This is a genomic window from Emcibacteraceae bacterium (assembly GCA_041396985.1).
GTDB lineage: Bacteria > Pseudomonadota > Alphaproteobacteria > Sphingomonadales > Emcibacteraceae > Pseudemcibacter.
In genome coordinates this window covers 514,546-529,557 of the sequence record JAWKXO010000003.1, presented here as the reverse complement: position 1 = coordinate 529,557, position 15,012 = coordinate 514,546, and the positions used below count along the sequence as shown (strand labels likewise).

15 protein-coding genes and 1 tRNA gene are annotated in these 15,012 nt (G+C 41.7%); 10 read left to right on the top strand and 6 right to left on the bottom strand.

Features of this window, described 5'->3' with window-relative positions:
• Nucleotides 1–92: 92 nt before the first annotated feature.
• The 9 genes from hisG to R3D86_10585 all read left to right on the top strand — a co-directional run bounded on the left by hisG (nt 93) and on the right by R3D86_10585 (nt 5,672).
• On the top strand, nt 93–758 hold the full coding sequence (hisG, locus tag R3D86_10625) for an ATP phosphoribosyltransferase (GenBank protein ID MEZ5758663.1): 666 nt from the start codon (nt 93–95) through the stop codon (nt 756–758).
• The gene (hisD, locus tag R3D86_10620) at nt 751–2,043 is read left to right on the top strand and encodes a histidinol dehydrogenase (protein ID MEZ5758662.1); all 1,293 of its coding nucleotides are present in this window, start codon (nt 751–753) and stop codon (nt 2,041–2,043) included. The genes hisG and hisD overlap by 8 nt, the downstream gene beginning before the upstream one ends.
• Before the next feature lie 4 nt (nt 2,044–2,047).
• Entirely contained in the window at nt 2,048–2,539 is a 492-nt protein-coding gene (locus R3D86_10615) for a UPF0262 family protein (protein MEZ5758661.1), read from the top strand.
• 12 nt (nt 2,540–2,551) lie between these two features.
• Nucleotides 2,552–2,995 (top strand): arsenate reductase ArsC, encoded by a 444-nt coding sequence (locus R3D86_10610; GenBank protein ID MEZ5758660.1) that lies wholly within the window; start codon nt 2,552–2,554, stop codon nt 2,993–2,995.
• 106 nt (nt 2,996–3,101) lie between these two features.
• Complete coding sequence (gene infA, locus R3D86_10605) at nt 3,102–3,320, top strand: translation initiation factor IF-1 (protein MEZ5758659.1); 219 nt, start codon at nt 3,102–3,104, stop codon at nt 3,318–3,320.
• Nucleotides 3,321–3,327: 7 nt separating this feature from the next.
• Complete coding sequence (locus R3D86_10600; GenBank protein MEZ5758658.1) at nt 3,328–3,921, top strand: nucleoside triphosphate pyrophosphatase; 594 nt, start codon at nt 3,328–3,330, stop codon at nt 3,919–3,921.
• Nucleotides 3,922–3,926: 5 nt separating this feature from the next.
• Nucleotides 3,927–5,315 carry a ribonuclease E/G gene (locus R3D86_10595; GenBank protein ID MEZ5758657.1) on the top strand — a complete coding sequence of 463 codons (1,389 nt, stop codon included), beginning with the start codon at nt 3,927–3,929 and terminating at the stop codon, nt 5,313–5,315.
• Nucleotides 5,312–5,497, top strand: coding sequence for a DNA gyrase inhibitor YacG (yacG, locus tag R3D86_10590; protein ID MEZ5758656.1), 186 nt, complete (start codon nt 5,312–5,314; stop codon nt 5,495–5,497). The genes R3D86_10595 and yacG overlap by 4 nt, the downstream gene beginning before the upstream one ends.
• A gap of 100 nt (nt 5,498–5,597) precedes the next feature.
• Nucleotides 5,598–5,672 (top strand) — tRNA-Phe (locus tag R3D86_10585).
• 44 nt (nt 5,673–5,716) lie between these two features.
• Here R3D86_10585 and R3D86_10580 read toward each other — a convergent pair.
• From R3D86_10580 to R3D86_10560, 5 genes are all read right to left on the bottom strand, one after another.
• The gene (locus R3D86_10580; GenBank protein ID MEZ5758655.1) at nt 5,717–6,331 is read right to left on the bottom strand and encodes an SCO family protein; all 615 of its coding nucleotides are present in this window, start codon (nt 6,329–6,331) and stop codon (nt 5,717–5,719) included.
• Between the two features lie 86 nt (nt 6,332–6,417).
• Complete coding sequence (locus R3D86_10575; GenBank protein ID MEZ5758654.1) at nt 6,418–6,858, bottom strand: copper chaperone PCu(A)C; 441 nt, start codon at nt 6,856–6,858, stop codon at nt 6,418–6,420.
• A 245-nt stretch (nt 6,859–7,103) separates the two neighbouring features.
• Nucleotides 7,104–7,520, bottom strand: a complete 417-nt coding sequence (locus R3D86_10570) for a hypothetical protein (protein MEZ5758653.1) — start codon at nt 7,518–7,520, stop codon at nt 7,104–7,106.
• Nucleotides 7,521–7,594: 74 nt separating this feature from the next.
• Entirely contained in the window at nt 7,595–8,785 is a 1,191-nt protein-coding gene (locus R3D86_10565) for a potassium/proton antiporter (GenBank protein ID MEZ5758652.1), read from the bottom strand.
• A gap of 275 nt (nt 8,786–9,060) precedes the next feature.
• Nucleotides 9,061–10,140: an HD domain-containing protein gene (locus R3D86_10560; GenBank protein MEZ5758651.1), complete on the bottom strand. Its 1,080-nt coding sequence runs from the start codon at nt 10,138–10,140 to the stop codon at nt 9,061–9,063.
• A gap of 209 nt (nt 10,141–10,349) precedes the next feature.
• Between R3D86_10560 and R3D86_10555 the strand changes: the two genes are divergently transcribed.
• On the top strand, nt 10,350–11,006 hold the full coding sequence (locus R3D86_10555; protein ID MEZ5758650.1) for a response regulator transcription factor: 657 nt from the start codon (nt 10,350–10,352) through the stop codon (nt 11,004–11,006).
• Here the strand turns inward: R3D86_10555 and R3D86_10550 are convergent.
• Entirely contained in the window at nt 11,003–14,845 is a 3,843-nt protein-coding gene (locus R3D86_10550; protein MEZ5758649.1) for a PAS-domain containing protein, read from the bottom strand. The genes R3D86_10555 and R3D86_10550 overlap by 4 nt on opposite strands.
• Nucleotides 14,846–15,012 lie beyond the last annotated feature (167 nt).

The following is a 15,012-nucleotide window of genomic DNA, read 5'->3' as shown; positions in this document are numbered from 1 at the left end:
TAAATTATCATATTAAAACTAGCCATTCCCTTCACTTTTCGATAAAAGGGCGCATATGAAGATGGTTGAGAGCAGTTAAGGCAGTTCACGCGATGACAATAAAGATAAACGAACCAATGGTAATGGCCCTGCCGAAGGGACGCATCCTTAAGGAAGTGATGCCGATCATCAACGCTGCCGGCATTCAGCCGGAGACAGAATTTGATGATCCGGACTCGCGGAAACTGATGTTTAAAACCAATATCGAAAATTTAAGCATTATCCGTGTCAGAAGCTTTGATGTGGCGACCTTTGTCGCTTTTGGTGCTGCGCAGCTTGGGGTGGCCGGTAATGATGTACTGCTTGAATTTGATTATCCTGAAATATATGCGCCGCTTGATCTGGATATCGGGCATTGCCGCATTTCCGTGGCCGAACAGATTGAAATGAGCAAAACGGACGATCCAAGCCGCTGGAGCCATGTTCGTGTCGCCACCAAATATCCCAATCTCACATCAAAATATTTTGCCAAGCGGGGCGTTCAGGCAGAATGTATCAAACTTAACGGCGCTATGGAACTGGCCCCGGGGCTTGGACTTTGCCGACGCATTGTCGATCTGGTCAGCACTGGTGCCACCCTTAAGGCCAATGGCCTGGTTGAAATTGAAAAGATCCTTGATATCACGTCGCGTTTTATCATTAACCGGACAGCGTTTAAAACACGCAATGCGGAAATCGGCCCGATCCTTGACCGGGTAAGAGAGGCCGTCAATGGTTAAAGTGCTAAACAGCAGGGATGCGGATTTTGAGCAGCAATTTGAAATTCTGCTTAAAGAAAACCGGGACACCGAAAATGATGTTTCCGGTGTGGTAAAAGAAATCCTGAAAGATGTTAAAGCAAACGGTGATGAAGCCCTGCTCCGCTATACCGAAAAATTCGATGGACTTTCACTGACATCAGAGACAATGCGGGTCAGTGAAAAAGAAATAAAAGACGCTCTTGCCGCCTGCGCTAAAGAAACGCTCGACGCACTTGAGATTGCGGCAAACCGTATCAGGGAATTTCATATTCGCCATATCCCCGAAGATGACAGTATGACCGACGAAATCGGTGTGGCCCTGGGGGTGCGCTGGAACGCGGTTGAAGCCGCGGGCATTTATGTTCCGGGTGGTAAGGCCGCCTACCCGTCATCGGTATTGATGAATGCCATTCCGGCCAAAGCCGCCGGGGTTGAGCGCATTATTATGGTGGTTCCTTCACCAAGGGGGTATTTAAACCCATTAGTACTCGCCGCCGCGCATATTTCGGGGATTGATGAAATTTATAAAATAGGCGGCGCTCAGGCGGTCGGCGCCCTTGCCTACGGCACCGAAACCATTAAAGCCGTGGATATTATTGCGGGGCCCGGAAATGCCTATGTCGCAGCCGCGAAAAAGGAAGTCTTTGGCACAGTCGGCATTGATATGATTGCCGGACCATCAGAAATCCTGGTGGTGGCCGATAATAAAAATGATCCTGCCTGGATAGCCATTGACCTGTTATCGCAGGCCGAACATGACGAAGTGGCCCAAAGCATTCTGATTACCGATGATGCGGATTACGCAAAAAAAGTGATTGAAGCTGTAGAAGAGCATTTAAAAACACTGCCGCGAGCAGAAATTGCCCGTGCAAGCTGGGAAAATCATGGCTGTGTTATTTGCATTTCTGAAATGTCGGAAGCACCGGCCCTTATCAACCGGATAGCGCCGGAGCATCTTGAACTGGCACTGGATGAGCCACGAAAAATGCTGTCAGAAATCAGAAATGCCGGTTCCATATTTATCGGCCGTTATACACCGGAAGCCATCGGTGATTATATTGCCGGGCCAAACCATGTTCTGCCCACGTCCGGCAGTGCGCGTTTTTCATCAGGACTAAGCGTGCTTGATTTCATGAAAAGAAATACGCTTATTGAATGTGACAGAGTGAGCCTTGGTAAAATCGGGCCACCTGCCATGAAACTCGCCGATGAGGAAGGATTGCAGGCACATAAAAAATCCATCGGTATTAGGCTGGACAAATAAACCTATGCAAAAAGAGCGTCGTTCTCAAAGAATTAGTCAGATAGAGCTGGATGATAAAACCATCATCCGAAGGAACGACGATATAGAACATGAACGCCGGGTTGCCATTTTTGATCTGCTGGAAAATAACCGTTTCGTCCCAAAAATGGCAATGCCCGATGGATATAAAGGGCCTTACCGGGTTACGTTAAGAATGGAAGACAACCGCCTTGCCATTGACCTGCGGACCGATGAAGACCGGGAGCTTTCAACATTTGTGCTGCCACTAAGTCCGCTTCGCAGTATCATCAAGGAATATTTCCTTGTCTGCAACAGCTATTATACGGCGATTAAAGTATCAAATCCCCGCCATATTGAGGCCATTGATCTGGGGCGCCGCTCGCTTCATGATGAAGGCTCCGAAATTTTGCGCACCCGCCTCGCCGATAAAGTGGATATTGATTTTGACACGGCAAGACGTCTTTTTACCCTGATCTGCGTGCTTCAGATCAGATAGAAAGTAAGCCTGATGAAGAACAGCCACGCCAAACTGCCCACCAGCATCCTTTTTATCTGTAATTTCAATGCGGTCCGCTCCCCCATGGCCGAAGCCATTACCAAAAAAAAATGTGGCGACAAAATATATGTCGACAGTATTGGCGTTAATCAAAAGCTCAGCAAAATAAATCCCTTTGCCGTTGCGGTGATGGCAGAAATCGGCATTGATATTGCAAATCATAAGGCACAGGATTTTGATGACCTGAATGATAATTCTTTTGATCTTGTCATTGCCTTTAGTCCTGAAGCGCATAAACGAGCCCTTGAACTGACTGAAGGCCATTCGACTGATGTTGAATACTGGCCGATGGACGATCCGACAGGAACAGAAGGAAACCGTGAAAATATACTTTCTGCCTTTCGCGCACTACGCGATAAGCTGGTCAGAAAAATCAATGAACGGCTGGAATGTTAAAGCCGCAATTTAAGACAAGATTGCCCATAATAAACATTTCACTTGAATTTTGCTTATTTTTCTCTATTTTCCACATGTTATTTATGAACTTAAATAAGGAGCCATAATGGCTAAAGAAGAGTTACTTGAAATTCGCGGTAAGGTTACCGAATTACTGCCGAATGCGATGTTCAGAGTAGAATTGGAAAACGGTCACGAGGTCCTTGGCCATACGGCGGGTAAGTTGCGTAAAAACCGTATTCGTGTCCTTGCCGGTGACGAAGTGCTGGTTGAGATGACACCCTATGATCTGACCAAAGGCCGGATCACCTATCGCTATAGGTAAGGCAACCGTGGCAGCGGGGTCTCAAAAAGACAATCACCTGATTTTAGCATCTGCATCACCTCGGCGTCTGGAGCTATTAAAACAGGTTGGTCTTACCCCGGATCAGATAATCCCCGCTGATATTGACGAAACTTCATTTAAGACTGAAAAACCAGCCTCACTGGTAAAAAGACTTTGCCGTCTTAAAGCCGTAAAAATTTCTGAAAGTCATAAAGACTGCTTTATCCTTGCTTCAGACACTGTTGTGGCTTGTGGCAACCGGCTCCTTGAAAAAGCCGCTGATAAAGAACAGGCGGAAAATTTCCTGAATCTCCTAAGTGGACGTCGCCACTCTGTATATACCGGGATCTGCCTTATTTCTCCTGACGGAAAAATAAGCACAAAAACAGTTAAAACTGTGGTAAAATTCAAACGATTAAGCAGGGAAGAAATCAACTTTTATTTAAGCCATGATGAATGGCAGGGAAAAGCCGGGGGCTACGCCATACAGGGACTTGCCGCACAGTTTATAGTAAGCATCAATGGCTCTTACAGCAATGTAGTTGGGCTTCCCCTGTTTGAAACGGTCAATTTGTTAAAGGGGCATGGCTATAGGCTGTGAAATGAATGAACGGAAACAGTAAAATCCTGATCAACAGCTCCATCGGCGAAACCAGGATGGCGCAAATTGAAAACGGACATGTAACGGACCTAAGGCTTTACCGTGACCATGACCCATCCTATATCGGGGCAATATATCTCGGTCGTGTCATTAGTCTTTCTAAAGAACTTCAGGCAGCTTTTATCGAACTGGCCAAGGGCTTTACCGGTTTTTTACCGTTAAAAAACCTGCCTAAAAGGCAGGGGAAAAAACCAAATGATCTCACCACCCTGCTGCATGAAGGCCAGCGAATAATTGTTCAGGTCACGGCTGATGCAATAAAGGATAAGCTGGTTAAGCTGACCGGGCGGATTGAACTGATTTCGACCGCCATTGTCCTTCATCCTTTTCGTGGCGGTGCTTACGTTTCAAGCCGGATAAAAGACCCGGACAAGCGCGAAGAATTAAAGGAGTTTGGCGAACAAATGGATCTGGGCGAGATCGGCCTTACATTCAGAACAGATGCACAGACTATTCCGCTTAAAGAACTTGCCGCCACCGCACAGAAAATGATGGACCACTGGGCACATATTTCAAAGGATATCGAAAAAATAAAATGTCCGTCACTGCTGTCGCAGGGCCCCGACCCAATTGAGCAGATAATGCGGGATTATTTAAAAAATGATATTGATGAAATTATTATAGATCAGGCTGCCGCCTTTAAACAGGCTAAGCTATGGGCTCAGAACTTTGCCCCTGATATGGCAGACCGGCTTGCCATACATCAGGAAAAAACGCCCCTTTTCAGTCAGTATGAAGTCGACGACGTTATCGAACAGATTTGTTCTGAAAAAATACCGCTTAAATCCGGGGCATGGATTACCATTGAAGCAACAGAAGCCATGACCGTTATTGATGTTAATACAGGTGCAGCACAATTTTCCAGTGATCCGCAAATGCAGATATTCAGCATTAACAGCGAGGCAACACGGGAAATTTTCCGCCAGTTAAAACTCAGAGGTATCGGCGGCATCATCATCATTGATTTCATTAATATGGAAAATAAGGGTCAGGTAAAAAGCCTTCTTAATTTTATTGATGATCTGATGTTAAAAGATCCGGAGCCGGTACAGCGCGGCAATATTTCCCCACTGGGGCTTCTGGCTCTAACCCGAAAATCCAGCCGCAAAAATTTACATGATCTGTTAATCCGAAAAAATGTCAGCGTAAAGAATACCGAAAGTGTCTGCCTTGATATTTTACGCCGGGCCGAAACCGATGCCCTCAGCAATCCCGGCTTGCCATTGGTTATAAAGGTCAATAAAAATGAAAAAAAATGGTTCGAGGATCACAGCATCGTTTTTGATCAGTTTTTGATGAGAACCGGATCAAAATTATCCATGGAGATGAAATGAAAGCGGCTAATAATAACGACAAATGCCCGATCTGTAACGGAGCCGCAACAAAAAAATATTATCCTTTTTGCAGTGCCCGATGCAGTGAAATTGACCTGGGTCGCTGGTTTAATGAAAGCTATGTGATCGCCGGTGAAAAAACATCACAGGGTCAAAGTGAAGACGACGAATTTGACCAGTAATTAAGAGCAATGCTCTTACATCATTTTTTTAAAAAGAGTGCTGGACAGCGCCTCACTTATTTTCTATAACCCTCCCACCTCGTCAGAGCAATTTTCCCATGCCCGGGTAGCTCAGGGGTAGAGCAGCGGATTGAAAATCCGCGTGTCGGTGGTTCAAATCCGCCCCCGGGCACCATCACTTCACTTACTTCATTCAAGCCATTTGCAAAAATTAATCGTCTAATCTACCAGCGACGTTATTTCAGTGGCCATTTTTTCCGGTGCTTCCGCATGATTGAAATGCTTCAATAATTTGCCGTTCTTATCCATAAAATAAGTATATGCCGTATGATCAACCAGATAACCTGGATTATTATCACTTTTTGCCGCATAGACTTTATATGCCGATTTTATGGCTTCCACCTGTTCAACTGTTCCGGTCAGACCAATAAGATTTTTATGAAAAAACTTTATATATTCTGCCATAACTTCGGGTGTATCTCTTTCCGGGTCAACACTGACAAAAACAGGGGTGATCTGATTTAAAATATCCGGGTCCAGCATATTCAATGCATCCGCCATTATCTGTAAATCTGTGGGGCAGATATCAGGACAATATGTATATCCAAAGTAAATAAGCATATATTTGCCCAGGAAATCCTTTTCAGTCACAGGCTCATTCAGATGATTGGTTAAGCTGAACGGCCCGCCAATCAAGGCTCGGCTATTTTCCGCTGCTGTTGGTGTTCTATCTTTTAAAAGATAAACGGACCAAAGGCCAATTGCGACAAGCAATAAAACAAGAATGAGCAATATACGCTTGGCATTATGAGCGAGGAATTGTTGGTTGGTCATGATAATTCCTTTATAGTTTTTCTTTATTAATCAAAGCAGGCCGGTCTAATATTTTCATTAGACCGGTAAAACTGATTTTGTTAATTTTAAGAATTTGGAGCTGTGCTGGTGACATTTACAGTTTTTGTTATGGCACCTGCTTTTTCAAAATGAAGGGTAAGATCAATCTGATCCCCTTCTTTATATTGAGTGGCCGTATCAAAAATCATGATATGATAACCGCCCGGCTTTAATTCAACCGTTTCTTCGGGCCCAACTTCAATAAATTCAACCTGGCTCATTTTCATGACACCGTCTTTCATTGTATGTTCATGTATTTCAAGTCTTGGCGAAATTGTTGAAGTAACACTGACCAACCTGTCAGCTTCGTCCCCATTATTTTCAATTTTAAAATATGCACCACCAGGCCGCCCGGCAACAAGGATCGGTCGTGCCCATTCATTGGAAATGACAATAGTGTTTTCCTGGGCAAATGAAACGGATTGAAATGATGCAAAGATCATTAAGGCTAATATAATTTTTTTCATAATTTTCTCTTTCAATAACTTATTCTTGCATCTGCTTTTAAATTTAAGTGCCTCTTCGGATCCATGAATAAGATGGTTTATATAAAGTCTCTTTATAATTGCTGATATCCCGATATAACCGGATACCCGTCATACTCTGCGCGATTGATAAACGCACAATTCTTTTGGTTGAAATCTCGCCTAAAACAGACGAAAAACCCGAACTGATTTTTAATTTTAGTCAATTAAAAATCAGGATTGATAATTCAAGAAAATTGGGGTGGGGCGCGGGAATAATGTCCGGCAAACAACCGCTCATCATTTAATAGAGCCGGACCATAAATAACCGGGCGAAAAGATTTGGTAAGCGATGTTTCAACAAAAGCAACATAGTCAGGCTCTAAAAGTGCCGATTGTCCATGCGCCAGAACATAGCAAAGTGGACATTTGAAATGGCTAGCCGTATTTTCTGACGTGTCAATATCTTGCAGCTCTTCCCATGTTACCCATTTAAAACTGTCGCCCGTACAGATCAGTATCTTTTCATCCAGAAACGATGGAACTTCATTTTGTTGAGCTGTCTGAATGGTGGAAAGCGATGCAATGGCATAAAAAGGCAAAAAAGAATTAATCATGATCGCAATCAGCGTCATGATGAATAAGGGTTTTCTTTTAATTGCCATTCTAAGGGTCATTTCCATGGACCAATTTATGCATTACAAAATTACAAATATCAATATTAAAACCCCACACAAAATTAAAGGTCGGACTTATTTAATCCCAATATTTTCCCTAAAGGTTCAATTGTCCAGCTTTGCAAGATCAGTGAGGATGTCACAACGACAAAGACAATATTAAAAAAATCGGTTGAAACCGGCCCCGGTGCAATAACCGGATACATTGCAAGCAAAATAGGAACCGCCCCCCTGAGCCCTACCCAACTTAAGAACAATTTTTCGTTTATTGAAAATCTTGTAAAGACCAAACTTGAAAAGACGGCTAGCGGCCTTGCGATAAAAATCAATACGCATGCGATAAAAATGGCCTGCCAAATATCACGTCCTAGTTCACTTGGTGTGACCAAAATTCCGAGCATTACAAACAATAAAATCTGGCTGACCCATTGAAGTCCCTCACTAAAATTAATAATCCGGTCAAGAGGATGATTTGATTTGTTTCTTAAAATAATACCAACCAGATAAACCGCCAGAAACCCACTTCCGCCTAAGGTCGCAATCCCAGAAAAAACAGCTATGGCCCCGGCCATGGAAACCGCTGGATAAGTTCCTGACGGAAGTTCAATTTTGTTGATCAGAAAAACAATAATATACCCCCCCAAATATCCGCCGACCAATCCAAGCCCGAATTGTTGAGAGATAAGAATTAAAAACTGTAGTGCGGCATTTATTTCAAGCTGACTGCTGCCGCCAATAAGCGACGTAAGGACAATAGTCAGAAAAATTGCAGCCGGGTCATTAAGACCGGATTCTAACAATAAAGTCTGTTTTACTTTCTCATTTAAAGACAAACCACTTTTTTGCAGAAGCATAAATGTTGCTGCCGCATCGGTTGAAGCAATGACAGCGCCAAACAAAAATGCCATAAGCAGTGATAACCCAATTAAAAAATGTGCCGCTATACCAACAACAAGGGCCGTAACAAGCACCCCTAATGTTGCAAGGGATATTGCTGCAGCTCCAGCCTTTTTAAAAACATTCCTGTCTGTTTCAAGCCCCCCTGCAAACAAAATAATCGCGAGCGCCACACTCCCAATATCATAGGCAAGATGGAAATTATCAAAAGGGATTTGTCCTATCCCCTCTTCTCCCAACAGCATGCCAAGACCAAGAAGGACAAGCAAAACTGGTGCCCCAAGACGCTTAGCCAGAGGCAGTAGCAAAAAGCCGATCAGGGTTGAAAAGCTAATTATAAAAAGAGAAAATTGCATTCGTTATTTTAAGCCAGGACAAATATTTTTACTAATGACAAAATCTCTTTCTTGCGCAGCCTGTGCCTTAGAATTTGGAGCAATGACATAAAAAGGCAAAAACGCATTAATCATGATCTCAAAAAGCGTCATAATGGATAATTTATTTCTTCGAAATACTGTTTTAAATGTCATGTCCATAAATAATTTTATGCATTACATATCCGTTAATTTCAATATGAAAAATTATCTTGTAGAACGGTTAATACGACTTAGCTTTACTTCTTGATTTAAATCTATCCAAGTGCAATCGGCTTAAAGGCATTTAACAAATGCAAGTCCAGATGGCCTTCCATTGTCTGCATGATCTCATAGGCTTTAAGGTTACTCATGCTCGGTTTATAAGATCTTTTCTCCGTGAGTCCTGAAAACACATCAGCAATAGCTACCATTCTGGCCATATCACTTACCTCGGAACCGATCAGACGATCTGGGTAGCCAGTACCGTCAATCCTTTCGTGGTGATGTACGGCACCATCAATAATATCGGGATGGAATTTCCCATCACTTAATACCTGCCGGGAATGAGACGGGTGCAGCTTCATTTCGGTCCATTCATCTTCCGTAAGGGGGCCTGGTTTATTTAGTATTTCTTGTGAAATTAATGCCTTGCCAATGTCATGGACCAGACCACAAGACGTTAAGTTCCTCAGGTCAAAATTCCTGATCCCAAATAATAATCCAAATGCCGTCAGATAACCGCTCACCATCATCGAATGTCGATAAGTATAATTATGGTGCGTTCTTATCGCCGTCAGCATCGAAGAAAGTTCCCCTTTCTCAGTAGCTTCAATAATCAGTTCACAGCTTTCCCCCAGAACCTTATCTGACAGTTTTCTGCCTTGACCGGCGCCGGAAAATGTATCTTCAAATATTTTGAGACTTACCTTTAGAGCTGCTTCTGATGTCTTGCTTAAACTTTTCCAGGAATTTTCAATGCTTTTATTGGCAATATTCTTAAGTTTTTTTGTAAATTCCTTTTCATTAACGGGATGAGAAATAAATTCTGTTGCCCCAAGAGTATGTGCCTGAATAATCTCCTTTCGGTTCATCGTTCCTATTATAAAAAATAAAGGAATATTATTTTCTCTGGGTTTGCTTAAAATATTTTTCAGAGACATTATTGTTTGATAGTCGTCAAGTTCGACATCTACAATAAGCATAATCGATTCAGAAAAATCTAGCTCAATGGCTTGTTTAAAATCTATTTCTTTAATGTCCTGATGACGCAAGACTAAATTTGTAACAAGCTTTTGACTATCAGATATATGCTCATTTTCTTTTCGTATTATATAAACCAGCCGATTTTCTGACATTACCTTATTACCTCCCAATGAAGATATATAAGATATATTATACATACATCTTTAAAACAAAGTTAATACCTTTTAAAACAGCCCTAGGTGCCTCATAAATAAATGATTTATGGTTTTTACGGCTCGCCCAAAGCAAAGTTGACATTCAATGCCAAGATATTTAGATTTGATACGCAATTTATATGGAAATCATTAGCTGAAGATAAAGTATGTCACAAAATATAATCATCGCCGATGATCATCCCATATTCAGGAGTGCGATCATTCAGGCACTTAAAGTTCATTTACCCGAAATTGAACCATTCGAAGCCGCAAATCTGAAAGAGCTTGATCAGATATTATCGGCAAATACCAATGTTAACCTGCTTATCCTTGACCTGCACATGCCGGGAGTAAACGGGTTTGAGGGACTAGCCTATATTGCCAAAAATTATAAAGATGTGCCGATCATAATGATTTCCGCTGATGAAGAACCCTCCATTGCCTCGCTGTCAAAGCGTCATGGCGCAAAAGGATTTATTCCAAAATCGGCTAAAATTCCACAAATTAATGAGGCCGTTTCGAACGTTTTGGCAGGCAAGGAATATTTTCCTGATATTTCGGAAGCGGATGGATTGCACACTGCCAGCATTAGTGAAGCAGATGAACTCGTTGAAAAGGTTTCCCGTCTCACCAGCCGACAAATTGAGGTTTTCAATCTGCTCGCAAAGGGACTTTTAAATAAACAGATTGCCTTCCAAATGGACGTTACCGAAGCCACGATCAAGGCACACTTAACCGCAATTATGAGAAAACTGGAAGTCAGAAACCGAACCGAAGTCGTGCTGATTGCCAATAAAATTAGCATTAATCAGTATAGCAATTAATTGAGAATATGTTTCCTGCTTTCGAGTATCTTGCCAACAGTCGCTTTTAATTCCGCTGGTTTCACGGGTTTATAGAGAAGACTATGCCCCAGGGACATTATATTTGCTTTTACTTCATCGGAATAATTTGCCGTTACAAATAATGCCGGAATACGGGTTTTAGACTTTTTATAATACACATCAATAAATTCGGCACCGGTCCGTCCATCATCCAGTTGGTAGTCGACAATTAAAATATCAGGCTTAAACCCTGTTCCAACCATTGCATCAATTTCCTTTATTCCGCTCGCTGTATGAACATCATATTTCCAGCTGTTCATTAATTCAGCCATTGCATCAAGTGTCTGTACATTATTATCAACGCAAAGAACCTTGGCATTTTTAAATTGAGTGCCGTTGACTTTTTTCCTTTCCATAATAAAAGGTAATTCATTTTCAATTTCTGCCGATTTATCGACCATAACATGAAACACGCTGCCCCGTCCCGGAACTGATCTAACGGCTAGCGAATGCCCCAGCATTTCCGCTGTTCGCTGACTTATTGATAAGCCAAGTCCTAGTCCTGTATCCCCGGATGCCACGTCGGAATTGTGAAACCGTCTGAATTCTTCAAAAATTTCCTGTTGCAGGTTTTCTTCAATTCCAATTCCTGTATCCCAGACAGAGATGAGAATTTTATCCCCCCTCACTCTGTTTGTGACCAAAATACCGCCTGAATAGGTATAACGCATGGCATTACTGACCAGATTTTGAAGGATCCGGTAAAGCAGCTTGGGATCACTATAAATAATATGAGAGCTGCCAAGAACCTTGAATTTCATAGATTTTTGCTTGGCAAAATCTGAAAACTGATCTTCCAGCGCATTTAGCAGATCCTGTAGCGGAAATGATTTCTTCTGCGGCATCACATTACCGCTGTCCAGCTTAATAAATTCTACAAGTGACTGAATAATATTACCGGCAAGATTGAGGCTTTGGTCTGTTTTCTGAATAAGTTCTCGCTGATATTCACTCATTGATCTTGATTCAGTATTTAAAATTTCACAAAAAAGTCTTGCCGCATTAAAGGGCTGCATTAGATCATGACTGGCAGCTGCCATAAATCTGGTCTTACTCTGATCCGCTTTTTCTGCAACAGTCTTTGCTTGCTCAAGTGCCAATACAGTATTATTCAGTTCTTCCGTTCTGGAAAGCACCCTGTTTTCAAGATTGATATTAATTTCTTTCAGTGCCTGCTGGGCTTGCCTGAGATGTGAAATATCATGTGAAATAAAATATACGCCGCTCACACTTCCATCTGCAGAAAAATCGGGAATAAAAGTGTTGTTGAAATATTCAATTTCTCCATCATCCTTTTTCATGGAAGATTCAAATTGCTGTTTCAATCCTGAAAACGCACTCTTCAATTGTCCCTTAATCTGTTCAATTATTTCTTTTGATATAATATCCTTCAAATGTTTTCCGATGATTTCCTCTGCATCCATATTTATGGTTCTGGCAAAATATTTATTTGAAAAGCGGACAATCTGAAAAATATCTATATAGGCCAATGCCGCAGGAACATTATCCGTATATAAGGCAATTTGCTGTTCTTTATATCTAAGCTCTGCCTCAATATTCTTATATTTTGAAATATCCGTATATGTGGTTACACAGCCACCATCAGGAAGTGGACTTCCTTTAATTTCAATAACGCGCCCATCTTTACCGGTGCGTTCAAACTGGAAGCTCATACCACTATTCAGATGTCTTAAATGTTCTTTGACATATTCTTCGCCATTGCTGCCTTTGAAATATCCCCTTGCAACATTAAATCGTACTATTTCCTCAATCGGCATACCGATCTTTAACAATTCTTCAGGATAATCCATCAAAATTACGTAACTTTTATTCCAGCCGACCAGTTTATTATCATTATCAATCACATTAATACCCTGGGTGATATTATCCATGGTCACATCAAGAAGTTTTCGGTTAAACCTCAAAGCGAGCGATGTCGTACTAAGAAGGCTGAAGATATTATCCTGCTCAATACCTTTTTCCTTTAAGACAGAACGAAGCAGCTCTCTCGCAGAAGGTGCCCCGATCACGCCGGAAAGCATATTTTCAGTAAAATCGATCAGTTTCTGATCAACAATCTGATTTTCATCTGTCAGTGGTGGAGAATAATTTGCAAATAATGCATTGGCTTTCTTTTTGCCAATCACAATACCAGCCATTGATTTTAAGTCACGTACCCTAATCTCATGTTTTAACGTTGATTTTCCGGCATCCTGAAGGGATTCCGGATTTTGTTCCACATAAATGAAAGACTGTATTTTCTCCGTCAAAGTCTGTGACGTATTTATCGATACAAAGATGATGGCCAAAATATTGGCCAGAAGCGAAAACAAAACGGCTTCAGTCAGAAGAGACTGACCGTTAAGATAAAGGCCCGGTGACAAAGGCGATTCACCGAGTAGCGCCGGCCAGATGAAATAAAGCCAGCAGGAGGTGCCCGCAATAAGACCTGCCAAGGCACCATTTTTATTCGCCCTGAGCCAGAACATCCCGAGAATAAGCGCCGGAGCAAACTGAATAACAGCTGAAAATGAAACAAGTCCGAATGAGGCCAATGACTGAGTAGTATCAATATAACGGTAAAATACATAAGCAGCCAAAAGCAACAGGGCAATAGAAACCCGCCGGATCGTCAAAATCCAGATATCAAGATCGCTGCCATCCCTCATTTTCTTGCTTGAAATCCTTAACAGGCTTGGCAAAATCAAATCGTTACTGACCATAGTGCTTAATGTAACCGTCGCCACAATAACCATTGCAGTTGCCGCCGACAAACCGCCGATAAAGGATAACACAGCCAGCCAGTGCTGATCCTGTGATATGGGGAGAAACAAAACATAAAAATCTGTATTGACAACTGTGTTTCCAAAGACCTGATATCCGGCATTGACGATCGGAATGATAAAAAGGGAAAACAGGATCAGGTATATGGGAAATATAACCCTCGCATATTTCAAATCTTTCTTCTGATGATATTCAACTACGGAAACGTGAAATTGCCTTGGTAAACAGAAGATTGCTCCTGCGGCAAGTACAGTTTGTGTTATAAAATTTTCTATATCAATTGAGGAAAGAAACAGACGCTGCAACCGGGGTGTTGTTGAAATTGTATTATAAAGGTCAGCCGGACCATCAAAAATTTTATAAAGGGCGAAAAATCCAATTGCCGAAAACGCAACCAATTTAACGATCGATTCAAAGGCAATTGCATTCATCATGCCATACTGATGTTCAGTAACAGAAATATTGCGTGTCCCAAACAAAATAGAATAAATGATCAGAATAGCCGTAATGTAAAAAGCATTACTATATTGGTCATAAAGTATTGCCTTTTCGACATCAAACGCCTGTATCCCCAAGGTAATAGCCTTAAGCTGCAATGCAATATAGGGAATCGTTGCCATAACGGCAATAATTGTAACCAGAGAAGCGATCGTCTGTGACTTATCATATCGGGACGCAATAAAATCGGAAATGGACGTTGCATTCTGCTGATGAGCTATCTCTACAAATCTTTTAATAAGTGACCAGCCAACAGTATACATCAGGATCGGTCCCAGATAGATTGGCAAATACCCCCATCCTGTTTCAGATGCGCTGCCGACAGCCCCATAAAAAGTCCAGGAAGTACAATAAATTGCCAGTGAAAAGCTGTATACCAAGGCTTTTCTTCGACTGGATATATATTTAGGCTTATGCTTGTCACTGTAATAAGCAATAAAAAACAACAGGCAAACATAAGAAAAGGCAATAACCAGTACCTGGAGTGTGGAAATCATGACTGTCGCCTTATTTTCAATAGTTTTGCACCAATCTTACTATAACGTCTTTGATCATCTCTAGGCAATGCCCGAAAATATATTATAGACTAATGTCTAAATGAAATTTCATAATGTGTGATTTAGTCTTTATGATTAAATTTCTATATTTGCAGGGCTTAAGCGAT

Coding starts and splice junctions, on each gene's coding strand:
- hisG (MEZ5758663.1), top strand. CDS start 93: ATGACAATAAAGATAAACGAACCAATGGTAATGGCCCTGCCGAAGGGA.
- hisD (MEZ5758662.1), top strand. CDS start 751: ATGGTTAAAGTGCTAAACAGCAGGGATGCGGATTTTGAGCAGCAATTT.
- R3D86_10615 (MEZ5758661.1), top strand. CDS start 2,048: ATGCAAAAAGAGCGTCGTTCTCAAAGAATTAGTCAGATAGAGCTGGAT.
- R3D86_10610 (MEZ5758660.1), top strand. CDS start 2,552: ATGAAGAACAGCCACGCCAAACTGCCCACCAGCATCCTTTTTATCTGT.
- infA (MEZ5758659.1), top strand. CDS start 3,102: ATGGCTAAAGAAGAGTTACTTGAAATTCGCGGTAAGGTTACCGAATTA.
- R3D86_10595 (MEZ5758657.1), top strand. CDS start 3,927: ATGAACGGAAACAGTAAAATCCTGATCAACAGCTCCATCGGCGAAACC.
- yacG (MEZ5758656.1), top strand. CDS start 5,312: ATGAAAGCGGCTAATAATAACGACAAATGCCCGATCTGTAACGGAGCC.
- R3D86_10580 (MEZ5758655.1), bottom strand. CDS start 6,331: ATGACCAACCAACAATTCCTCGCTCATAATGCCAAGCGTATATTGCTC.
- R3D86_10575 (MEZ5758654.1), bottom strand. CDS start 6,858: ATGAAAAAAATTATATTAGCCTTAATGATCTTTGCATCATTTCAATCC.
- R3D86_10570 (MEZ5758653.1), bottom strand. CDS start 7,520: ATGGCAATTAAAAGAAAACCCTTATTCATCATGACGCTGATTGCGATC.
- R3D86_10565 (MEZ5758652.1), bottom strand. CDS start 8,785: ATGCAATTTTCTCTTTTTATAATTAGCTTTTCAACCCTGATCGGCTTT.
- R3D86_10560 (MEZ5758651.1), bottom strand. CDS start 10,140: ATGTCAGAAAATCGGCTGGTTTATATAATACGAAAAGAAAATGAGCAT.
- R3D86_10555 (MEZ5758650.1), top strand. CDS start 10,350: ATGTCACAAAATATAATCATCGCCGATGATCATCCCATATTCAGGAGT.
- R3D86_10550 (MEZ5758649.1), bottom strand. CDS start 14,845: ATGATTTCCACACTCCAGGTACTGGTTATTGCCTTTTCTTATGTTTGC.